Genomic DNA, 22,201 nt, shown 5'->3' with positions numbered 1-22,201 from the left:
AGAAACAATTTACGTCAGATTAATTGATAGGGGGAATTAATGTAATTTGTAAATATATTCACGCAAATGATATATATTGTAAATGGATGTGGCCCAGGGGCCACATCCATTTTTATTTAACGTGGGGAAACGGTCACCTGGCTACCGTTGCTGGCCAGTACAACACGCTGGCCTGCTGAGAAGCGGGTGTTGCCTTGTTTCTGCACAACCATGATCGTGCTGCCATCGTCTTTACGAATTTCCAGCTCTACGCCCTGAGATTTATTCATCGCACCCTGAACGCCCTGGCCTGCCACGCCACCTGCAACGGCACCTGCGGCTGTTGCCAGAGAGCGGCCGGTACCGCCGCCGACGGTATTCCCCAGGAAACCACCCAGTACGGCACCGCCGATTGCGCCCATCACGTTGTTTTCATCACCACCCTGGATCTGTACAGGACGTGCGTTAACAACGGTACCGTAAGTCACGTTCTGAACCTGTTTCGCTTCAGAAGCGCTGTAAACGTCGCCAGAAAGTGAACTGTCGTTCACACAGCCAGCCAGAGTTAAACCAATCAGCGAAACGCCCAGTACACGTAAAATCATTTGAATCTCCTGTTCACCAAAAACGCCCCATTCCGGGCATCCGTTATGGCTAAATTATATGGCATAAGGGGCCATCGTTCATATCTTTGCACTAACAATAGGAAAATTGTACTTGAATTTGACTTAACGAGACATAAACAGGATCCGCGCGTGTTAGCCGTCTGACATTGTTAAAAAATATTATCCCCGGATGGCAAAGCAACGCCGTTTATGGTTGAGTGGGTAACCTTAGCCCACGCAACGTAAGGAAAGCGCATGAAATCGGGTCGCTACATTGGTGTGATGTCTGGTACCAGTCTGGATGGGGTAGATGTCGTTCTGGCCGCCATTGATGAAAACATGGTGGCGCAGCAGGCGAGCCTGACCTGGCCAATCCCCCTTTCACTGAAAGAGGATATCCTGAGTATCTGTCAGGGCCAGCAACTGACCCTCTCCCAGCTTGGACAACTCGACGTCCGTCTGGGAGCGCTGTTTGCGGATGCGGTGCTGGCTTTGATGCAAAAAGAACATCTTCGTCCGCAGGATGTGGTAGCCATTGGGTGTCATGGACAAACGGTCTGGCACGAGCCGGGCGGAGACGCGCCGCACACCTTGCAAATCGGCGATAACAACCAGATTGTGGCGAAAACGGGTGTAACGGTAGTGGGGGATTTTCGCCGTCGTGATATTGCGCTTGGCGGCCAGGGGGCTCCGCTGGTGCCCGCGTTCCACCAGGCGTTACTGGCCCATCCGTCCGAACGGCGTATGGTGCTCAACATTGGCGGGATTGCCAATCTCTCGATGCTGATCCCGGGGCAGCCTGTTCGCGGTTACGATACGGGGCCGGGCAACATGTTAATGGATGCCTGGATCTGGCGGCAGTGCGGACAACCGTATGATAAAAACGCAGAGTGGGCGAGCGAGGGTAAAGTGATTATCCCGCTGCTGCAGTCCATGTTGAGTGATCCTTATTTTGCCTTACCGGCGCCGAAAAGCACCGGGCGAGAATACTTCAACTTTGGCTGGCTTGAGCGCCAGCTGGCCTCCTTCCCGGCGCTCGCACCACAGGATGTTCAGGCGACGCTCGCCGAGCTTACGGCCGTGTCGGTCTCCGAACAGGTGTTGCTCAGCGGCGGATGCGAACGCCTGCTGGTGTGCGGCGGTGGCAGCCGTAACCCGCTGGTGATGGCGCGTCTGGCCGGGCTGCTGCCGGGTACCGAAGTGACAACAACCGATGCGGCGGGTATCAGTGGCGATGATATGGAAGCGCTGGCCTTCGCCTGGCTTGCCTGGCGCACCGTTGCCGGACTGCCGGGTAATTTACCGTCGGTGACCGGGGCGCGCGAAGCCAGCGTGCTGGGGGCGATTTTCCCGGCGAATCCGCGTCATAATCAGAGTTAACTGAAATTCAGCGCCGCGTCCCGTCGTTACAATGGAATGAAACAGGAGGGCAGGCATGCCCTCCAGGACCAGGAAAGTCTTCGGAATACGCCCATGAAAAAAGTTCTTCTTATTGCCGCGCCTTTATTGCTGTCAGGATGCAGCGTCTATAACCAACTCCTTGAGCGCATGCAGACCGATACGCTGGAGTATCGCTGCGACGAAAAACCGCTGACCGTGAAGCTCAATAATCCCCGCCAGGAAGCCAGTTTTGTTTACGACAATAAATTGCTGACGCTGAAGCAGGGTATCTCGGCCTCTGGCGCGCGTTATACCGACGGTATCTATGTCTTCTGGTCGAAAGGTGTTAGCGCCACGGTCTACAAACGCGACCGAATTGTGCTGAACAACTGCCAGCTCGAAAATCCGAAGCGTTGAGATTTTTACAGGGGCGGCGCACAATAGCGCCACCCAATCTCAATGTTAGCTAACGCCATGTCAGATAACGACGAACTGCAGCAAATTGCGCATCTGCGCCGTGAATACACCAAAGGCGGCCTGCGTCGCCAGGATCTTCCCGCTGAACCCCTTGTGCTTTTTGAACGCTGGCTGAAACAGGCCTGCGAAGCGAAACTTGCCGACCCAACGGCCATGGTTGTCGCGACGGTTGATGAAAACGGGCAACCGTATCAGCGCATCGTATTGCTCAAGCATTATGACGAGAAAGGGCTGGTGTTCTATACCAACCTGGGTAGCCGTAAAGCGCACCACTTAGAAAACAATCCGCGTATTAGTCTCCTGTTCCCCTGGCATATGCTGGAACGTCAGGTGATGGTGACCGGCAAAGCGGAACGCCTCTCCACGCTGGAAGTGGTGAAGTACTTCCACAGCCGTCCGCGTGACAGCCAGATTGGCGCCTGGGTATCAAAACAGTCCAGCCGCATCTCTGCCCGTGGGGTGCTGGAAAGCAAGTTCCTGGAGTTGAAACAGAAGTTCCAGCAGGGTGAAATCCCACTGCCCAGCTTCTGGGGCGGTTTCCGTATCCCCATTGAGCAGATTGAGTTCTGGCAAGGGGGCGAACATCGCCTTCACGACCGCTTTTTGTACCAGCGCGAAGAGGGCGGCTGGAAAATCGACAGACTGGCACCCTAATCCCCGAAATTTGTTGATTTAAGCGCTAGCGCACACCGCGCTTGCGCTTTATTCTATGTTCCTTTCGCATCAGGCGAAAAGTCGTGTACCGGCAAAGGTGCAGTCGTTTATACATGGAGAATTTGATGGCAAGCAGTAACTTGATTAAACAATTGCAAGAGCGGGGCCTCGTGGCCCAGGTGACGGACGAGGAAGCGTTAGCAGAGCGACTGGCGCAAGGCCCGATCGCGCTCTATTGCGGCTTTGATCCCACCGCTGACAGCTTGCATTTGGGGCATCTTGTTCCATTGTTATGCCTGAAACGCTTCCAGATGGCAGGCCATAAGCCTGTTGCCCTGGTGGGCGGCGCGACCGGTCTGATTGGCGACCCAAGCTTTAAAGCCGCTGAGCGTAAACTGAATACCGAAGATACCGTGCAGGAGTGGGTGGATAAGATCCGCAAACAGGTTGCACCGTTCCTCGACTTCGACTGTGGTGATAACGCCGCGATTGCCGCGAACAACTACGACTGGTTTGGCAGCATGAACGTGCTGACCTTCCTGCGTGACATCGGCAAACATTTCTCTGTTAACCAGATGATTAACAAAGAAGCCGTGAAGCAGCGTCTGAATCGTGACGACCAGGGTATCTCCTTTACCGAGTTTTCGTACAACCTGCTGCAGGGCTATGACTTTGCCTGCCTGAACAAACTGCACGGCGTTTCCCTGCAGATTGGCGGTTCTGACCAGTGGGGTAACATCACCTCCGGTATCGATCTGACCCGTCGCCTGCATCAGAACCAGGTCTTCGGGCTGACCGTTCCACTGATCACCAAAGCCGACGGTACCAAATTCGGTAAAACGGAAGGCGGCGCGGTATGGCTTGATCCGAAGAAAACCAGCCCGTACAAATTCTACCAGTTCTGGATCAACACAGCGGATGCCGATGTCTACCGCTTCCTCAAGTTCTTCACCTTCATGGACATTGCTGAGATCAATGCGCTGGAAGAAGAAGACAAGAACAGCGGTAAAGCGCCACGTGCCCAGTACGTGCTGGCGGATGAAGTGACCAAACTGGTGCACGGTGAAGAGGGTCTGGCCGCAGCAAAACGCATTACCGCCAGCCTGTTCAACGGTACCCTGAGCGATCTGAGCGAAGCGGACTTCGAACAGCTGGCCCAGGACGGCGTGCCAATGGTTGAGATGGAGAAAGGGGCTGACCTGATGCAGGCGCTGGTGGACTCTGAGCTGCAGCCTTCACGCGGTCAGGCGCGTAAAACCATCGCCTCTAACGCGATCACCATCAACGGTGAGAAACAGGCCGACCCGGAATACACGTTCGTCGACGGTGACCGACTGTATGGCCGCTACACGCTGCTGCGTCGCGGTAAGAAAAACTACTGTCTTGTCTGCTGGAAATAAGTCACAGTCTCCAGGGGCGTGGGAAACCACGCCCCTTTTGTTTTTTCAGGGTTTGGTAAGCATATAATGAAGAACATCCTCGCCATTCAGTCCCACGTTGTTTTTGGACATGCTGGCAACAGCGCAGCGGAATTCCCGATGCGCCGCCTCGGCGTCAACGTCTGGCCCCTCAATACCGTTCAGTTCTCTAACCACACGCAGTACGGCAAATGGACCGGCTGCGTGATGCCGCCTTCGCACCTCACCGACGTTGTGCAGGGCATTGCCGATATCGACCAGCTCAAGCGCTGTGACGCCGTACTGAGCGGTTATCTTGGTTCAGCGGAGCAGGGGGAACATATCCTCGGCATCGTGCGTCAGGTGAAAGCGGCAAACCCGGCGGCTAAATACTTCTGCGACCCGGTCATGGGGCATCCGGAGAAGGGCTGTATTGTGCCGCCAGGGGTGGCAGAGTTTCACGTCCGCCATGCGCTGCCCGCCAGCGATATCATTGCGCCAAACCTGGTTGAACTGGAGATCCTCTGCGAGCATCCGGTGAATAGCGTAGAAGAGGCAGTCAGCGCGTCCCGCGAGCTGATAGCCCAGGGGCCTGACGTTGTGCTGGTAAAACACCTGGCGCGTGCAGGGCTAAGCCAGGACCGTTTTGAGATGCTGCTGGTCACGAAAGATGACGCCTGGCACATCAGCCGTCCGCTGGTGGATTTTGGTCAGCGTCAGCCGGTAGGGGTTGGAGATGTCACCAGCGGTCTGTTGTTGGTGAAATTGCTGCAGGGAGCCGCGCTGCAGGATGCGCTGGAACATGTTACAGCGGCAGTGTACGAAATTATGATGGCGACGAAAGCGATGCAGGAGTATGAACTGCAGGTAGTTGCGGCGCAGGATCGTATTGCGGAGCCGGAGCACTATTTCAGCGCGACGCGGCTCTGAACGATGCCGGGAGGCGCTGCGCTTGCACGGGACTGAGAGGTATTGTGCAATTTATTGGTAGGCCGGGTAAGCGCAGCGCCACCCGGCAAAACAGACCGCTCGGTTAACTCAAACCTTCTGCTTTCAGCGCCGCAGCCACCGCAGGACGCTCCGCCACGCGTTTCATATACGATGCGATATGATCTAACCCTTCAAGATTCAGCTTAACCGCGCGCGCCCAGCGCAGTACGGTAAAGAGATATGCATCGGCAATGGTGAAACGTGACCCGCCAATCCACTGTTCGTCTTTCAGCGATTCGTTGACGTACTGCAGCTTTTTCTCCAGCAGAGCGGGCAGGGTCGGTTTAAACTCTTCTGGCGTATCCGGGCGGAACAGCGGCGTAAAGCCTTTGTGCAGCTCGGTGGCAATGTAGTTCAGCCATTCCAGCGTCTTGTAGCGCGAAATGGTGCTGACAGGGGCCAGCAGCTGGCGATCGGGCACGCTGTCGGCCAGGAACTGCATAATCGCTACGCCTTCGGTCAGCAGAGTACCGTCATCCAGCAAGAGTGCCGGAACTTGTCCCTTCGGGTTAATGGCCAGAAAATCATCGCCGTTTTCCAGACGTTTTTTCATCAGATCCACACCATCCAGCGTGAAATCTTTGCCGCTCTCGCGCAGCGTGATATGCGAAGCAAGAGAGCACGCGCCCGGTTTGTAGAACAGTTTCATCGGTAACTCCTTTTTGCTGAGGTTTCAGCTATGTTAGTGCGCGAACAGATAAAAAAAAAGCCGCTAATAGATTAGCGGCTCATCGTTTCTCAATCACATTACGCGGTAGCGGTTTTGGTCGCTTCAGCAGTCTTATTGTCGTCCTGAGTCATACGATTCAGTTTCGGTGCGGTCAGCAGCATCAGCGCCGCAATCACCGCCGTCGCGATACCAATCTGCATGAACACGGTACCGTAGACGTTCAGAGAGACCAGTGGGTCCGTGACGTTATCCGGTACCGCCATCAGGTTCGCAATCTTACCTGCGATAATTGCTGCACCCGCAGTAGTCAGGAACCAGCTACCCATGATGAAGCCCATCAGGCGCTGTGGCACCAGTTGAGCAACCATTGCCAGACCCAGGCCGGAGATCATCAGTTCGCCGATAGACTGCAGCGCGTAGCTCAGGATCAGCCAGTTCACGGACACGATACCTGCGTCGGTGGCAAATTTGGTACCCAGTGGCAGCACCAGGAACGCGCCAGAGCACAGCACCATACCAATCGCAAACTTGTGCGGCATTGGCAGACGGTCACCCATCTTGTTATAGATAGCGGCCAGAATCGGGCTACCAATCATGATCCAGAACGGGTTCAGTGCCTGATACTGCTCCGGCTCAAACGCGATGCCCAGAATAGAGTGCTCAACGTTACGAATCGCGAAGAAGTTCAGAGAAGTAGGCATCTGGCTGTACAGAACGAAGAAGATAATCGCTTCCAGCATCAGGATGAATGCCACGATCATCTTACGACGGGCAGCGCCCTGCATGGCGAACGCTTCTTTCGCAAAGATCACCACGATACCCAGTGCAACCACGCCCAGAACCGCACGCGCGATACCCTGGTTGTGCAGCAGCCAGGTGGCGATCGTGGCGAGGATCACCACGCCCACAATGGTCGCCAGCAGTTTACCCATATGCACAGGTTCGAAGTCTGGTTTTGAACCGTAATCTTTAACCCAGCGCTGGCAGAAAGCAAAGTTCACCACGGTGATCAGCATACCGACCACGGAGAGGGAGAACGCCACGCTCCAGCCGAATTTAGCGGCCAGCCATGGGGTTGCCAGCATGGAGAAGAAGGAACCGATGTTGACGGACATATAGTACATGGTAAATGCACCGTCCAGACGCGGGTCATCTTTGCTGTAACAGGTAGAGAGCAGGGAGGACGGGTTCGCTTTGAACAGACCGTTACCGACGGCAATCGTCGCCATACCCATATACACCACAGCGGCATCGTGCCCGGACCATGCAACCAGTGCATAGCCAATCGCCAGGACGATGGCGCCCAGCATGATGACACGTTTAGTACCGAGAACTTTATCACCCAGCCAGCCGCCGATAGCGACCAGGCCGTACACCAGAGCGCTGAAAGAAGAGAACAGCGTGATGGAATCGGCTTCGGACATACCCAGCTGTTTTACCAGGTAAACCGCCATGATCCCTTGCAGGCCGTAATAACCAAAACGCTCCCATAACTCGATAGAGAAGATGAGATAGAACGCTTTAGGTTGTTTAAAAGCGTTAAGACTCACGCTTTCATCTGTTGGTTTATTGTTTGCAGTCGACACATATACCTCTTTTTTTACATCCCATATTAACGGGGGGTGTGCATAGCGTGATGGCCGTAGTCCATCCGCCTTATAGTTATATTGGGAGGAGAAACGGCGGGTAATGTTCACTATCCTGACCCGTCTGGCAATACGTTTGTAATAATCTGTTACATATATCTGAGGTGGTATAATCTTCGGTTCATACAAATGTTATTTAGCGTTAAATTTCATACAGTGAAGAAAGGTAGTTTTTTCGACTGGCAATTACCGGCTCTGACGGGCTTTTGGCGATATCTTCTGCTATTTGCCGCTTGATGCAGTGATATAGCCCATATTCTGAAAAATAGCTGGTCTTATGTTCGGTTTAAGGCAAGAGATATCTTATGCCACAAAGGGTTTAGGCGGATTTTAACAACAAAAAATCAACATGAAGTTATCAGGGTGATCGTGATCACAGATGTATAGAAATTTTTGGCTATGAAAAAAGTATTAACCTGTTTGAGCGTTAAAGAACCGAATAAGTGACAGGTGAGGCAAAACAAAAGGCGGACAAAAAACGGCCAAAAGAAGAGCGCTTGATAGCCCTTCTTTTGCTAAGGGGTTGAGTGCTCAGGGATAGACTTTTTCTTTGTATTCGCAGAGATCTTCAATAATGCAGGAGCCGCAGCGAGGCTTACGGGCAATACATGTGTAACGGCCGTGCAGGATCAGCCAGTGATGACAATCAACCTTAAATTCGGCAGGTACCACTTTTAACAGCTTCTCTTCGACCTGTTCGACGTTTTTACCCGGGGCAAAGTTGGTCCGGTTCGACACGCGGAAAATATGCGTATCCACGGCGATAGTAGGCCAGCCAAACGCGGTGTTCAGCACCACGTTCGCCGTTTTGCGACCGACGCCCGGTAACGCCTCCAGCGCGGCGCGGTCCTCCGGTACTTCACCACCGTGCTGTTCGAGCAGGATCCGGCAGGTCTTAATCACATTCTCGGCTTTGCTGTTAAACAGGCCGATGGTTTTGATATAGGACTTCACGCCTTCCACACCCAGCTCAAGCATGGCCTTCGGCGTATTGGCGACCGGATAGAGCAGGGCGGTGGCTTTATTGACGCTCACGTCGGTAGCCTGTGCAGACAGCAGCACGGCGATCAGCAGCTCAAACGGGGAGGTAAAGTTCAGCTCCGTCGTCGGGTGCGGGTTCTCGTCCCGCAGACGGGTCAGGATCGCAATGCGCTTTTCTTTATTCATGAGGCCTTCTCGGGTGTCCCTTCCAGAACGCTACGCTCAGCCGCGCGGCGCTTACGTTTCTCATCAATCAGGTATTTTACCGCCAGCATCATGCCGAGGCCAATAAACGCGCCAGGCGGCAGCATCGCCAGCAGGAATGGCGTATCGGTGTGGAACACTTCAATGCGCAGCGCTTTGGCCCAGCTGCCCAGCAGCGCGTCCGCGCCGTCAAACAGCGTACCGTTGCCAAGGATTTCGCGCAGCGAACCCAGCACGAACATGGCGCAGGTGGCGCCCATACCAATGGAAAAACCATCCAGCGCCGACATGACCGGGCTGTTTTTCACCGCGAAGGCTTCCGCACGCCCGACCACGATACAGTTGGTGACGATCAGGGGAATAAAGATCCCAAGCGACTGGTACAGACCGAACGCGTAAGCGTTAATCAGCATCTGGACGATACTGACTACTGACGCAATGATCATGACGTAGATCGGAATACGGATTTCCGACGGCGTCCAGCGGCGCAGGGCAGAGATGGAGAGGTTGGTCAGGGTCAGCACCAGCGTGGTCGCCAGACCCAGACCGAGCGCATTGGTGGCGGTGGATGTCACCGCCAGCAGCGGACACATCCCCAGAAGCTGTACCAGCGCGGAGTTGTTCTTCCACAACCCCTGGACAATAACCTCTTTAACCTGGCTCATGATTACTCCTCACAGGCCGGAAGATTGTTGATTTGCGCGGGCAGCGTTTCAGCATACAGCCCGGCTCGTTTTACAGCGTTCACCACGGCACGCGGCGTGATGGTCGCGCCGGTGAACTGGTCGAACTCACCGCCATCTTTCTTCACCGCAAACGCGGTATCCTCTTCGCCATGGATCACTTTACCGGCAATGTGCAAAATCCAGTCGCTCAGACGGGTTTCAATCTTATCGCCTAGACCCGGCGTTTCATGATGTTCCGTGACGCGGGTGCCCAGTATCGTACCGGAGAAATCGCTGCCCACAAGCAGCTGAATGGCACCGGAATAGCCGTCAGGTGCCGTCGCTTCCATCACCGCGCCTACCGGTTTATCCCCTTTGCGGGCAATAAAGAGGCGGTGTGGGCCTTTCCCCAGCTGCGGCGCGTCTACCACAAAGCAGCTTTTTTGCAGGTCATTATCGTAGAAATCTGACGGGATCACCTGATCGAACAGCGCTTTTTGCTGCTTCGACGCCTGCTCTTCGATCGTGGTTTTGGTCAGAGCGTTGACCAGCGCCGTCAGCCCTGTCAGGACCGCGGCGAAGACAGCCAGCGTGACGCCGTGTTTTTGCATCGTTTTTAACATGGCGAAACCCTTAGCGATGGCCGTACACGCGTGGACGCGTGTAATAGTCAATGAGCGGAACGGTAATATTGGCGAGCAGGACAGCAAACGCCACGCCATCCGGGTAACCACCGAAGCTGCGAATGAGCCAGACCAGTAACCCCGCCAGCGCGCCGAAGATCAGACGCCCGCGGTTAGTCGTGGAGGCTGTCACCGGATCCGTCAGGATAAAGAAGGCACCGAGCATGGTCGCACCGGAGAGCAAGTGCATTTGTGGGCTGGCCAGTGATTCAGGGGAGAAGACCCAGCCCAGCGTGGCGCAGACCGCCAGCGTCACCAGGAAGCTGACCGGAATATGCCAGCGAATGGCTTTCTGCTGCAGCAGGAACAGGCCGCCAAGCAGATACGCCAGGTTGACCCACTGCCAGCCGGCCCCCGCCAGCATGCCGCGATAGATGGCGGATTGCATAATCTGCTCAACGCTATGGCCGGCATGCAGGGAGGTTTTAAAGGTATCAAGCGGCGTTGCCTGGCTAATCCCGTCCACGCCCATACGCAGCGCGTTCATATCCGCTCCGAGCGCCGTATGGCCGGTAAAGATAACGTGCAGGGCATCCATAAAGCCCGGAACCGTGGCCGCAATGTCGTGCGGCGGCAGCCAGCTGGTCATCTGCACCGGGAAGGAGATCAGCAGCACCACGTAGCCAATCATCGCCGGGTTAAACGGGTTATGGCCCAGTCCGCCATAGAGCTGTTTCGCAATGATCACGGCAAATACGGTGCCGAGGACCACCATCCACCACGGGGCAAACGGCGGGATACTGATGGCCAGCAGCAGGCCGGTCAGCAACGCGGAGTTGTCAGCGAGAATACGGGAGACCGCTGCCTTACGCAGCTTAAGCACCAGGGCTTCTGCCGCTAAGGCGCTGACACAGCCGAGAAGTATCTGGAAGAGGGTTCCCCAGCCGAAAAACCAGCACTGAACGGCAATGCCCGGCAGGGCCGCCAGGCAAACCAGCATCATAATGCGCGATGTCTGACGCTGGTTATGGGTGTAGGGGGAACTTGCGATTCTGAAAACCATTTAATCCTCGTTAACTGCTTGCTGTGCGGCTTTCTTTGCCTGAACGCGCGCAATGGCGGCGGCGACGGCGGCTTTGCGCGGGTCATCGTTAGCGGCCTGCGGTTGCGTTTCCTGCTGCGCCGCCTTACGGGCTTTGGCGCGGGCAATGGCCGCTTCGACGGCGGCTTTACGCGGGTCGACCGGTGTTTCCGCTTCTGCCGCAGGCGTCTGCTGCGCCGCTTTACGGGCTTTAGCACGCGCAATGGCCGCTTCGACGGCCGCTTTGCGCGGATCGACCGGGTCCTGTTCTACCACCACCGGTTGCTCTCCGGCTTTGCGGGCCCTGGCGCGGGCGATTGCCGCTTCAACGGCCGCTTTGCGCGGATCGACCGCAGCATCCGCCGGGGTCGTTTGTGCTTTTTCTGCCTGACGGGCGCGAGCGGCGGCCTTGTGTGCTTCACGTGCGGCGATCGCTTCGCTGTTATCCGGCTTTTCACCCGCCGGGATCACCACAGGCTGCGCTGCATTGGCTTTTTTCTCGCGAACGCGGGCCAGTGCGGCGTTAATCGCATCCTGATCTTTCTCGCCAGGCTGAACGGCAGCCTGTTTGTGGCGCTCCTGACGGGCGAGTTTTTCGCGTTCCAGTCGCGCCTGGCGCGCTTCAAAGCGTGCTTTGGCTTCTGCGGCCCGTTTCTCTTCCATGGAGATGGCATAAATTTCAGCCTTCTCCTGACGGAAATACTGCACCAGCGGAATGTTGCTGGGGCAGACCCAGGCGCAGGCACCGCATTCGATGCAGTCGGCCAGGTTATGGGCTTTCGCTTTGTCATGCAACTGGCCTTTGCTGTACCAGTACAGCTGCTGCGGAAGCAGATCGGCAGGGCAGGCATCGGCACAGGCGCTGCAGCGGATACAGCCTTTCTCTTCCTGCTCCGCACCCATTTCGCTCGTTGAAGGCGCGAGCAGGCAGTTGGTAATTTTCACTACCGGAACGTCCAGCCACGGCAGGGTAAAGCCCATCAGGGGGCCGCCCATGATCACCATCTGGTCGCTGCCCGGACAAAATTCAGCCTGTTCCAGCAGGTGACGCACCGGCGTACCCAGACGCGCCCAGACGTTGCCCGGGCGAGAGACCGACTCCCCGGTCAGCGTCACGACGCGCTCGGTCAGCGGCTCGCCGTCAATCACCGCACGCTTCACGGCGTAAGCGGTGCCGACGTTCTGCATCAGCACGCCGATATCTGAAGAGCGTCCGCCGTGCGGTACCTGCTTGCCGGTGAGAATTTGCGTCAGTTGTTTAGCACCGCCAGAGGGGTACTTGGTCGGGATCACGCGCAGGCTGATATCATGGCTACCCGCCAGCACGGCACGCAGCATGGAAATAGCCTGCGGTTTGTTGTCTTCGATACCAATCAGCACTTCCCGCGGCTGCAGAATATGCGCAAGGATGCGGATGCCTTCCACTACCTGCGCGGCGCAGTCCTGCATCAGACGGTCGTCGGCGGTGATATAGGGTTCGCACTCGGCGGCGTTGATAATCAGCGTTTGGATCTTATCGCCACCGCCGCGCAGTTTAACCCCGGTCGGGAAACCTGCGCCACCCAGACCGGCAACGCCGAACTGATGAATGCGTTCGATAAGCGCTTCACGGCTGCGGGCGCGGTAGTCGCTCCAGCCGTCACGTTCAATCCAGCGGTCTTCGCCATCGGCTTCAATAATGACGCTCAGCTCTGAGAGCGCTGACGGATGCGCCACCGTATGGGGCGCAATGGCCACCACCTTACCGGAGGTGGGGGCGTGTACCGGCAGCATACGTCCGCGCCCAAAGGTCAGGGGCTGACCGCGAAGGACGGTATCGCCCTCTTTTACACACAGCTCACCCTCAGCGCCTATGTGCTGCTTCAGCGGCATGACGAAACGGGTCGCCAGCGGAATTTGACGCAGCGGGGTACCGCTGGACTGGGTTTTCATCTCCGGTGGATGGATCCCACCGTCAAAGTCCCAAATCTTCTCTTTTCTGAAAGCAGAAAATAACTTAAGCATGTTGTTCCACAGGAATGATGCGAACCGGAATGGTTTGAAGATCCCATTTCCAGCTTTCGGTAGTCGGTTCAACCGGGCGCAACTCGATACATTGCGTCGGGCAGGGGGCCACGCAGAGGTTACAGCCGGTGCACAGATCCGCCACCACGGTGTGCATGGCGCGGGTTGCGCCAACAATGGCGTCCACAGGGCAGGCCTGAATACATTTGGTGCAGCCGATGCAGTTTGCTTCGTCAATCACGGCCAGAGCGCGTACCGGCTCCTGGACGTCCGCATCGCCATCCACAGGCTGCGGGTCAACGTTCAGCAGGGCCGCAATTTTCAGCATCACCGCTTCGCCACCGGGCGCACAGCGGTTAATTTTTTCACCCTGAACCCCTACCGCTTCGGCATAGGGGCGGCAGCCAGGGTAGCCACATTGCCCGCACTGGCTTTGTGGCAAAAGCTCATCAATTTTCTCAACAACAGGATCGTCCTCTACCGCGAAACGGCGGGAGGCGTAGCCCAGGATAAGGCCAAACACCAGCCCCAGAACGCTGATAGAGGCGATGGCAATCCAGATAGCATTCATTACAACTTCACCAGACCACTAAAGCCCATAAAGGCCAGAGACATTAAACCGGCGGTCACCAGTGCAATCGCGTTGCCGCGGAAGGGCGCAGGGATATCCGCTGCGGCCAGGCGCTCGCGAATGGAGGCGAACAGCACCATGACCAGAGAGAAACCGACTGCCGCAGAGAAACCATACAGCGCCGACTGCATAAAGTTGTGGCCAAGGTTGATGTTCAGCAGCGCCACGCCGAGTACCGCGCAGTTGGTGGTGATCAGCGGCAGGAAGATACCCAGCAGGCGATAGAGCGCCGGGCTGGTTTTGCGCACCACCATTTCGGTAAACTGCACCACCACTGCGATAACCAGGATAAAGGCCAGCGTGCGAAGATAGGTTAACCCCAGCGGGATGAGGATCCACGTATCAATCCACCACGCGCAGATGGACGCCAGCGTCATCACGAAGGTCGTCGCCAGCCCCATCCCCATTGCCGTTTCCAGCTTTTTGGAAACGCCCATAAACGGGCACAGGCCAAGGAACTTCACCAGAACGAAGTTGTTAACCAGCACGGTGCCGACAAAGAGCAGTAAGTAATCGGTCATTATTTAGCCTGAAATAAAAAAGCCGCCTATTATCGGATAAACCCACGCAGGCGACAACAGGTTATCTGTAAGGTTATTACGGGTTCACAAAGGTGTTTTTCACCCGCGTTGAACGCTTGAAATAGGGCACCAGCAGCGCTGCGGCCAGTAGCGGGAAAAGCAGCTGACGGACGGCCAGGGCATCAGAAACGGGCGAAAACGCAAAGGCCTTCACCGCCAGCAGAACCGAAACCAGCAGCCAGATAATGTAGTGTTTAGGCACGCTTTTGCGGCGCTTAAAGAAGGCGATCGTCAGCCACAGCGTGTAGTACCACATCCCAATCGCGAAAACGAACGACACAAACCACATCGCAATATTAAGCACGCTTTGCGACATCAGCGTCTGAATGGCATGAGGGGTAATCAGTGCGGTGGTATAAAGCAACAGCGCAAGTGATGCGCTTAATAAGGCAACCAGCAGCCATGCCAGTGGGGCGATTAACCAGCCTCCAATGCGTTCTCCAGGCGTTGCGGTCATGAACTCTCCCATAATCTGCGCGAAATGTTGTACAGCCAGTTTGCAGGGCGGAGAGTATATAACATTTCGCGCGGATGGCTACTTTCTTATAGAACGTAACGCCAGACAGACTTCGGTACTTCACCCACGTTGAACAAACGGCCTCCGGACACCAGCTCCGCTCGACGATGATCGGCGGCGCGATACATATTGATGATCTCCTGATTATCCGACAGGGTGTAGTTCAGATGGTCAAACAGTTTTTCCAGGCTCTCAAGCGAATTGATCTTGCGAAATTTTAATAAATAGTCCTGAACTGTCATATTAATAAGTTTCCATATAAAAGATGTGTAATACCCGTTAAGGTAATTTGTTCGAATAATAAACGGATTAATAAAGACGTAAACAGCCCACTCAGGTAACGCGACGAAATTAGGAGTTTTCTTTGCTGAAATTCAGGCATCAGAAGATGCCTGGAAGAGAAGGTTAACCGTGTTCACCAGGGCTGGCAATACGTAACTGACATATTATGTCACTCTTTATTGCCGTAACCGGTTACTTAGGTTGGGCGACAGTGACAGGCTCCGGCGGCTGGTAGTTATCGATATGGCTGGCGACGCCAAGCAAAATGACCGATACCCCAAGAACAATCCATCCCGCTAATTCAATGATTCGATTAATAATTGACGTCATGATTCGTAATTGTACTTTATCCATAAAGACCGGGTGCAAATGTTACAGCGAGCTTTTCCCGACGGCAAGGGCTTTGGGAACGGTTCCCCTAAACAAAATCAGCAGGTTAATACTATGTAACAAAAACAACCGGTACAACCTGCTATTTTAAGTCATATGGCTCATTATTAATCTGTGGTAATGCCAGACTACCCAGTGTGAAATAAGAACGTCATAAAAGAGGATGGCACTATGAGTGATAATATCCGCGTCGGGCTTATTGGATACGGCTACGCGAGCAAAACGTTTCATGCGCCTCTGATAGCCGGAACGCCGGGGATGGCGCTGGCGGCAGTCTCCAGCAGCGATGCCGCTAAAGTTCATGCCGACTGGCCTTCCGTGCCGGTTGTCTCTGAGCCTAAACATCTTTTCAACGATCCGAAGATTGATTTAATCGTCATCCCCACGCCGAACGATACCCACTTTCCGCTAGCAAAAGCCGCGCTGGAAGCCGGTAAACACGTGGTGGTGGATAAACCCTTCACTGTGACGTTGTCACAGGCTCGCGAGCTGGATGCGCTGGCGAAGAGTCTGGGCAGGTTGCTGTCGGTTTTCCATAACCGCCGCTGGGACAGCGACTTTCTGACGGTAAAAAGGCTTCTCGGTGAGGGTACGTTAGGGGAGATCCTCTTTTTTGAATCGCACTTTGACCGCTTCCGCCCACAGGTACGCAACCGCTGGCGCGAGCAGGCCGGTCCGGGCAGCGGCATCTGGTACGATTTAGCCCCGCATCTGCTGGATCAGGCCGTGAATCTTTTTGGCCTGCCGGTGAGCATGACGGTCGATCTGGCCCAGCTCAGGCCCGGGGCGCAGACCACGGATTACTTCCACGCCGTGTTAAGTTACCCGCAGCGACGGATAGTGCTGCATGGCACGATGGTCGCGGCCGCGGAATCCGCCCGTTATATTGTCCACGGCACGCGCGGGAGCTATGTGAAATTTGGTCTCGATCCCCAGGAAGACCGGCTGAAAAATGGCGAGCGTTTGCCGCAGGAAGACTGGGGCTACGATATGCGCGACGGCGTTGTCACGCGGGTCGAAGGTGAAGAGCTGGTCGAGGAAACCCTGCTGACAATTCCGGGTAACTATCCGGCGTATTACGCGGCCATTCGCGATGCGCTGAACGGCTCGGGGGAGAACCCGGTGCCAGCCAGCCAGGCGATTCAGATTATGGAGCTGATTGAACTGGGGATTGAATCTGCCAAACATCGCGCCACGCTCTGTCTGGCATAAGTTTTAACTATTGTGTAGGCCGGGTAAGCGTCAGCGCCACCCGGCAACGGTGTTAACCGCGGGCCACTTTATCTTTCAACGCCTGCTTCTCTGCAGGCGTCAGGAAGGCCATTTCCAGCCCGTTGATCTGCGCCTGACGGATCTGTTCGCGGCTCAGGCCCGCCTGCGGTGCGGCGATGTTGTACTCATGGATAATATCCACGCCCTGTACCGCCGGATCGTCCGTGTTCAGCGAGGCCAATACGCCGTGCTCCAGGAACGTTTTCAGCGGGTGCTGGGCAAGCGTCGCCACGGTGCTGGTCTGAATATTGGACGTCAGACAGGACTCAATCCCGATACGCTGCTCTGCCAGGAAATCCATCAGGGCGCGATCTTCCACCGCCTTCACGCCATGACCGATACGCTCGGCACCCAGCTCACGGATGGCCTGCCAGATGCTTTCCGGGCCTGCGGCTTCCCCGGCGTGAACGGTAACATGCCAGCCGGCATCGCGCGCGCGGTTGAAATGGGAGAGGAACAGACTGCCCGGGAAGCCCAGCTCATCACCGGCAAGATCGACGGCGGTGATGGCATCGCGATGGGCCAACAGCGCCTCCAGCTCCTGCAGGCAGGCGGCTTCGCCGAACGTACGGCTCATAATGCCAATCAGGCGGGCCTGAACATCGAAGGCTTTACAGCCTTCACGCACGCCTTCAATGACAGCTTCCACCACGCCCGCAACGGGCAGGTTGTGGGTCATCGCCATATAGCCCGGCGAGAAGCGCAGTTCGACATAGTGCAGACCGTTGCGGGCCGCATCTTCAATGTTCTCGAACGCTACGCGACGGCAGGCATCCAGCGAGGCCAGCATCTTTACGCCCCAGTCGAGTTTGCTCAGGAAGCTGACCAGATCCGGTTCATTTGAGGTGACCTGTACGTGAGGGATCAGGGCATCAAGCGTTTGAGCGGGGAGCGTTAAATTGAACTGGCGGCCAAGATCGAGAATGGTTTGGGCACGAATGTTACCGTCAAGGTGACGATGAATATCAGTTAAAGGCAGGCGTGTATCAATCATGGTCGCACTCTTTTCTGGTTAAAGTGCGCCATATTATAAAAACAAAACGGGGTAAAAAGCTATTTGCGCAAGGGAATATTCCGTTGCGCAAACTGATTACCGCAGCGTGTTAATGCCCGCGATGAGGCGCTGAACCCCCTGCTCCAGCTTGCTGCGCGGGCAACCCGCATTCAGACGTACGAAGCCGTTTCCCTCTTTTCCGTAGGTATATCCCGGCATGATGGCGACTTTTTGCTGCTGGATCAGCACCTTTTGCAGCAACCGATCGTCAAGGTTCAGCGGGCGCAGGTCAATCCAGGCCAGATAGGTCGCCTCTGGCGGCTGCCAGTTCAGTTCCGGAAAAGCGCCGTTTAATTCCTGCGCGATATACAACAAATTGTCTTCAAGATATTGGCGTAAGGCATCCAGCCAGGGGGCCCCCTGCTGATAGGCCGCGATATGGGCCGTCAGCGCCAGCACGGAGGGGGAAGAGAGCCCGTCGCGGCCTTTCAGGGCGCTGAGATAGCCGTTACGGCTCGCGTCATCGCCAATCAGGCCGTAAGCCCCGGTGAGCGCCGGAATATTAAAGCTTTTCGAGCCGGAGGTCAGAAGCGCCCATTTGCCGCGCGCCACCGCGCTCCATGGTGTGTGACGATGCTCGCCCCACACCATATCCATATGGATTTCATCACTGATCACCGCCACGTCATAGCGCGCGCACAGTTCCGCCATGTGCGTCAGTTCGTCCCGCGTCCAGACCTTGCCGGTGGGATTTTGCGGGCTGCACAGCAGCAAAATTTTGTTTTCCGGTTTCGCCAGGGCTACTTCAAGGGCAGTCATATTTCCCTGCCAGCCTGTTGGCTGTTTTTGCATCTCAACGGTCACCACCTGACGCGCATTGCCCTCAATGGCTTTGTAAAACGCATCGTAGGCTGGGGTGTGCACCACCACGCCGTCGCCAGGGTTTGACCAAAGGCGTATCAGCTCGGAGACCATGTAGATAACGGAAGGGCCATAGACCACGCTTTCAGTATCAATCTGGCAGTTAAAGCGTTGCTCAAACCAGTGCGCGATGGCGGCGAGAAACTCGTCATTTTTCCAGCGGCTGTAGCCGAACACGCCGTGATGAATACGCTCATGCAGCGCGTCGGTAATGCAGGGGGCGGTGGCGAAATCCATATCCGAGATGGTGAAGGGCAGTAAATCGGCCGCGCCAAAACGGTCGGCGACATAGTCCCACTGCGTACACCAGGTGCCGTGACGATCCACGACGGTTGAGAAATCAAACATGCTTTAATCCTTAACGTAAAACCCCCTCATGGTGAGGGGGCTGAGGCATCAGGCTTCAACTGTTCGCATCAGGGTAGCCAGTTCATCTTTCACTGACTGCACCTGCGGGCCGATAACCACCTGCAAATTATGCTGATTAAGTTGTACCACGCCGATGGCCCGGTTGGCTTTCAGGGCGTTGGTGTCCACTTTTGACATATCCGCCACAGAAAGGCGCAGGCGGGTAATACAGTTATCCAGAGAGGTAATGTTATCCGCACCGCCCAGCGCCGCCAGAATGGCCGGAGTGTTATAGCCGGATTTCCCCACGGTTCCTGCAACCGCCTGTTCCACGCTGGTGGCCGTATCGGTATCGCGGCCCGGCGTTTTCAGGTTAAAGCGGGTGATGGCGAAGCGGAAGATGCCGTAGTACACCGCGAACCAGATCGCCGCCACAACCGGCACCAGGTACCACTTAGTGGAGAGGCCGTGCAGGATGCCGAACACCACGAAGTCGATCACGTTGCCGTCGGTGTTGCCGATGGTGACGCCGAGCACCGCCATCACGGTAAAGCCCAGACCGGTCAGCACCGCGTGGATGAGGTACAGCACCGGCGCGACAAACAGGAACAGGAATTCGATGGGCTCAGTGGTACCGCCTACGACGCAGGCGATCACGCCGGAAATCAGCAGTCCTTTAATTTTATGGCGGTTTTCCGGACGCGCGCAGTGGTACATCGCCAGCGCGGCGCCAGGCAGACCGCCGAGGAAGGCCGGCATTTTACCCTGAGAAAGGAAACGGGTTGCGCTTTCAGAGAACCCGTGGGTGGTCGGGCAGCTCAGCTGTGCCTGGAAAATGGTCAGCGCACCGCTCACATCGTGGCCGCACACTTCCATGGTGCCGCCCGCTTCGGTAAAGCGGATCAGGGCCACCAGGATATGCTGCAGGCCAAACGGCAGCAGCAGACGTTCGCCAGTGCCGAAGATCATCGGACCAAAATCGCCCGCGCCGTTAATGATGCGGCCAATGCCGTTAATGCCCATCGCGAAGACCGGCCAGATCAGCGGAATGATCAAACCAAACAGGCCCATCACCACCAGGGTGATAATCGGCACAAAGCGGGTACCGCCGAAGAAGGCCAGCGCATCCGGCAGACGGATATTGTGGAAACGCTCGTGCAGCATCCAGATAATCACCCCGGCGATCACCGCCCCGAGGATCCCGGTATCAATAGACTGGATACCAATCACGCTCTGAATATTGTTGGCTTTCAGTACCGCCGCGTCGGTGGTAGGCAGAATGCCTTTCGCGGTCAGCCAGAAGTTAACCGCGAGGTTCATTACGGCGTAACCCACAAATCCGGCGAATGCCGCGACGCCTTTGTTCTCGCGGGCCAGGCCCAGCGGGATAGCGATGCAGAACATGACGGGGAGGAAGCTGAAGGCGAAGGAGCCGACTTTACTCATCCAGATAAAGATCGCCTGCAGCGCGGGCGCGCCGAGGAACGGGATCAGGGTGATGACGTCTTTACTGCTTAACGAGCTGCCGATGCCGAGCATGATCCCGCAGAACGAGAGGAGCGCCACGGGCAGCATAAAGGTTTTACCCAGTTGCTGGAAAAATTCCCACAGCGATATTTTTTGTGCTGCTTTCGCCGTCATAAAACGACTCCTTTATTGTTAAAATCAGTTTGCCTGCTTCAATGCTGCGAGAAGATAAAACGTTTTATCAAACTTTAGTGCGCTCTGTATCACATTCTCAGGCTTTGACTGGTAGTATAAAGATAACGTATTGATAAAACGTTTTACCGATCTCATTTCAGGGAGTCACGCCGACACATGGCTGTAGCGAAAAAAATCACCATTAATGATGTCGCGCTGGCGGCGGGGGTTTCCGTCAGCACCGTTTCGCTGGTGCTGAGCGGAAAAGGACGTATCTCACCCGCAACCGGCCAGCGGGTTAACGAGGCGGTTGAGCAACTGGGCTTTGTGCGTAACCGCCAGGCATCGGCGCTGCGCGGCGGGCAGAGCGGGGTGATTGGCCTGATTGTCCGCGACCTGACGTCACCGTTCTATGCGGAGCTGACCGCAGGGCTAACGGAAGCCCTTGAAGCGCAGGGGCGAATGGTCTTTTTGCTGCATGGCGGACGCGAGGCCGATCAGCTTCTCTCCCGTCTCGATATGCTGCTGACCCAGGGGGTGGACGGGGTGATCGTCGCCGGCGCGTCGGGCGTGGGCAGCGAGCTGTGCGAGCGTGCCGCCGAAAAAGGCGTGCCGCTGGTGTTTGCCTCTCGCGCCAGCTATCTCGACGAGGCCGACACGCTGCGCCCGGATAACATGCAGGCCGCGCAAATGTTGACCGAGCATCTGATTCGCCGCGGGCACCAGCGCATTGCCTGGCTGGGGGGCAAAAGCTCGTCCCTGACGCGGGCTGAGCGGGTAGGCGGCTACTGCGCAACGCTGATCAAGTATGGCCTGCCGTTCCACAGCGAATGGGTCGTGGAGTGTGAATCCAGCCAGAAGAAAGCGGCAGAAGCGATAGGCGCGCTGCTGCGCAGCAGCCCGACGATCAGCGCCGTGATTTGCTATAACGACGTGATTGCCATGGGCGCCTGGTTTGGCCTGATCCGCGCCGGGCGTCAGAGCGGCGAGGGCGGGGTGGAAACGTTCTTCGGCCATCAGGTGGCGCTGGGGGCGTTCGCCGACGTCGGCGAAAACGCGCTCGACGATCTGCCGATCGTCTGGGCCACGACCCCAGCGCGGGAGATGGGCTACACCCTGGCGGACAGGATCATGCAGCGCATCGACAATACGGATGTCCAGGCCGGGCACCAGATTGTGGCGGCGCGGTTAGTGACGGTGAAATAGATACCTCGGCACATTGCCCGGCGACGCTGCGCTTGCACGGGCCTACAACGGCCCGGAATCGT

23 protein-coding genes are annotated in these 22,201 nt (G+C 56.2%); 7 read left to right on the top strand and 16 right to left on the bottom strand.

The features are described from left to right. Positions 1-116: 116 nt before the first annotated feature. Positions 117-584, bottom strand: a complete 468-nt coding sequence (gene slyB / locus LDK53_RS08250) for an outer membrane lipoprotein SlyB (protein WP_025758346.1) — start codon at positions 582-584, stop codon at positions 117-119. Between the two features lie 255 nt (positions 585-839). On the opposite strand from slyB, the gene anmK reads away from it, so the two are divergent. The 5 genes from anmK (at position 840) to pdxY (ending at position 5,422) form a co-directional block, all read left to right on the top strand. Next, positions 840-1,964, top strand: coding sequence for an anhydro-N-acetylmuramic acid kinase (anmK, locus tag LDK53_RS08245; protein ID WP_025758347.1), 1,125 nt, complete (start codon positions 840-842; stop codon positions 1,962-1,964). A gap of 93 nt (positions 1,965-2,057) precedes the next feature. Next, entirely contained in the window at positions 2,058-2,381 is a 324-nt protein-coding gene (mliC, locus tag LDK53_RS08240; protein WP_225285403.1) for a C-type lysozyme inhibitor, read from the top strand. Positions 2,382-2,438: 57 nt separating this feature from the next. Then, positions 2,439-3,095, top strand: a complete 657-nt coding sequence (gene pdxH / locus LDK53_RS08235; protein WP_025758349.1) for a pyridoxamine 5'-phosphate oxidase — start codon at positions 2,439-2,441, stop codon at positions 3,093-3,095. 125 nt (positions 3,096-3,220) lie between these two features. After that, a complete protein-coding gene (gene tyrS / locus LDK53_RS08230) occupies positions 3,221-4,495 on the top strand; it encodes a tyrosine--tRNA ligase (protein ID WP_025758350.1) in 1,275 nt (424 codons plus the stop codon). Between the two features lie 66 nt (positions 4,496-4,561). Continuing rightward, entirely contained in the window at positions 4,562-5,422 is an 861-nt protein-coding gene (gene pdxY / locus LDK53_RS08225; RefSeq protein ID WP_225285395.1) for a pyridoxal kinase PdxY, read from the top strand. Positions 5,423-5,525: 103 nt separating this feature from the next. Here pdxY and gstA read toward each other — a convergent pair whose 3' ends face one another. The 12 genes from gstA to blr form a co-directional block, all read right to left on the bottom strand. Then, a complete protein-coding gene (gene gstA / locus LDK53_RS08220; protein WP_225285393.1) occupies positions 5,526-6,131 on the bottom strand; it encodes a glutathione transferase GstA in 606 nt (201 codons plus the stop codon). Positions 6,132-6,229: 98 nt separating this feature from the next. Then, on the bottom strand, positions 6,230-7,738 hold the full coding sequence (dtpA, locus tag LDK53_RS08215) for a dipeptide/tripeptide permease DtpA (RefSeq protein ID WP_025758355.1): 1,509 nt from the start codon (positions 7,736-7,738) through the stop codon (positions 6,230-6,232). A gap of 591 nt (positions 7,739-8,329) precedes the next feature. Next, positions 8,330-8,965, bottom strand: a complete 636-nt coding sequence (nth, locus tag LDK53_RS08210; protein ID WP_008500570.1) for an endonuclease III — start codon at positions 8,963-8,965, stop codon at positions 8,330-8,332. Beyond that, positions 8,962-9,648 (bottom strand): electron transport complex subunit E, encoded by a 687-nt coding sequence (locus LDK53_RS08205; RefSeq protein ID WP_225285391.1) that lies wholly within the window; start codon positions 9,646-9,648, stop codon positions 8,962-8,964. Before LDK53_RS08205 ends, nth begins: the two co-directional genes overlap by 4 nt. Positions 9,649-9,650: 2 nt before the next feature. Continuing rightward, a complete protein-coding gene (rsxG, locus tag LDK53_RS08200) occupies positions 9,651-10,271 on the bottom strand; it encodes an electron transport complex subunit RsxG (protein ID WP_225285389.1) in 621 nt (206 codons plus the stop codon). 10 nt (positions 10,272-10,281) lie between these two features. Next, complete coding sequence (gene rsxD, locus LDK53_RS08195) at positions 10,282-11,334, bottom strand: electron transport complex subunit RsxD (RefSeq protein WP_025758360.1); 1,053 nt, start codon at positions 11,332-11,334, stop codon at positions 10,282-10,284. Beyond that, a complete protein-coding gene (gene rsxC, locus LDK53_RS08190; protein WP_225285386.1) occupies positions 11,335-13,356 on the bottom strand; it encodes an electron transport complex subunit RsxC in 2,022 nt (673 codons plus the stop codon). It abuts the gene before it with no gap. Continuing rightward, positions 13,349-13,927 carry an electron transport complex subunit RsxB gene (rsxB, locus tag LDK53_RS08185; protein ID WP_025758363.1) on the bottom strand — a complete coding sequence of 193 codons (579 nt, stop codon included), beginning with the start codon at positions 13,925-13,927 and terminating at the stop codon, positions 13,349-13,351. Before rsxB ends, rsxC begins: the two co-directional genes overlap by 8 nt. Continuing rightward, the gene (rsxA, locus tag LDK53_RS08180) at positions 13,927-14,508 is read right to left on the bottom strand and encodes an electron transport complex subunit RsxA (protein WP_008500564.1); all 582 of its coding nucleotides are present in this window, start codon (positions 14,506-14,508) and stop codon (positions 13,927-13,929) included. Before rsxA ends, rsxB begins: the two co-directional genes overlap by 1 nt. 76 nt (positions 14,509-14,584) lie before the next feature. Then, positions 14,585-15,025, bottom strand: coding sequence for a DUF2569 domain-containing protein (locus tag LDK53_RS08175; protein WP_025758365.1), 441 nt, complete (start codon positions 15,023-15,025; stop codon positions 14,585-14,587). 86 nt (positions 15,026-15,111) lie between these two features. After that, on the bottom strand, positions 15,112-15,327 hold the full coding sequence (ydgT, locus tag LDK53_RS08170; RefSeq protein ID WP_006174966.1) for a transcription modulator YdgT: 216 nt from the start codon (positions 15,325-15,327) through the stop codon (positions 15,112-15,114). A gap of 232 nt (positions 15,328-15,559) precedes the next feature. Then, entirely contained in the window at positions 15,560-15,685 is a 126-nt protein-coding gene (blr, locus tag LDK53_RS08165) for a division septum protein Blr (RefSeq protein ID WP_168112406.1), read from the bottom strand. A 243-nt stretch (positions 15,686-15,928) separates the two neighbouring features. On the opposite strand from blr, the gene LDK53_RS08160 reads away from it, so the two are divergent. Continuing rightward, positions 15,929-16,969 (top strand): oxidoreductase, encoded by a 1,041-nt coding sequence (locus tag LDK53_RS08160; RefSeq protein ID WP_225285383.1) that lies wholly within the window; start codon positions 15,929-15,931, stop codon positions 16,967-16,969. A 52-nt stretch (positions 16,970-17,021) separates the two neighbouring features. Here the strand turns inward: LDK53_RS08160 and add are convergent, their stop codons facing one another. The 3 genes from add to malX form a co-directional block, all read right to left on the bottom strand. Further along, positions 17,022-18,023, bottom strand: coding sequence for an adenosine deaminase (gene add / locus LDK53_RS08155; protein WP_025758367.1), 1,002 nt, complete (start codon positions 18,021-18,023; stop codon positions 17,022-17,024). 96 nt (positions 18,024-18,119) lie between these two features. Then, positions 18,120-19,292 (bottom strand): MalY/PatB family protein, encoded by a 1,173-nt coding sequence (locus LDK53_RS08150; RefSeq protein WP_225285382.1) that lies wholly within the window; start codon positions 19,290-19,292, stop codon positions 18,120-18,122. Positions 19,293-19,340: 48 nt separating this feature from the next. Further along, complete coding sequence (gene malX / locus LDK53_RS08145; RefSeq protein WP_095449759.1) at positions 19,341-20,933, bottom strand: maltose/glucose-specific PTS transporter subunit IIBC; 1,593 nt, start codon at positions 20,931-20,933, stop codon at positions 19,341-19,343. A 177-nt stretch (positions 20,934-21,110) separates the two neighbouring features. On the opposite strand from malX, the gene LDK53_RS08140 reads away from it, so the two are divergent. Next, a complete protein-coding gene (locus LDK53_RS08140) occupies positions 21,111-22,139 on the top strand; it encodes a Mal regulon transcriptional regulator MalI (RefSeq protein WP_025758370.1) in 1,029 nt (342 codons plus the stop codon). Positions 22,140-22,201: the final 62 nt, after the last annotated feature.

The organism is Enterobacter sp. K16B, from assembly GCF_020216105.1.
Classification (GTDB): Bacteria; Pseudomonadota; Gammaproteobacteria; order Enterobacterales; family Enterobacteriaceae; genus Enterobacter; species Enterobacter sichuanensis.
This window is presented reverse-complemented; position numbering and strand designations above follow the sequence as displayed.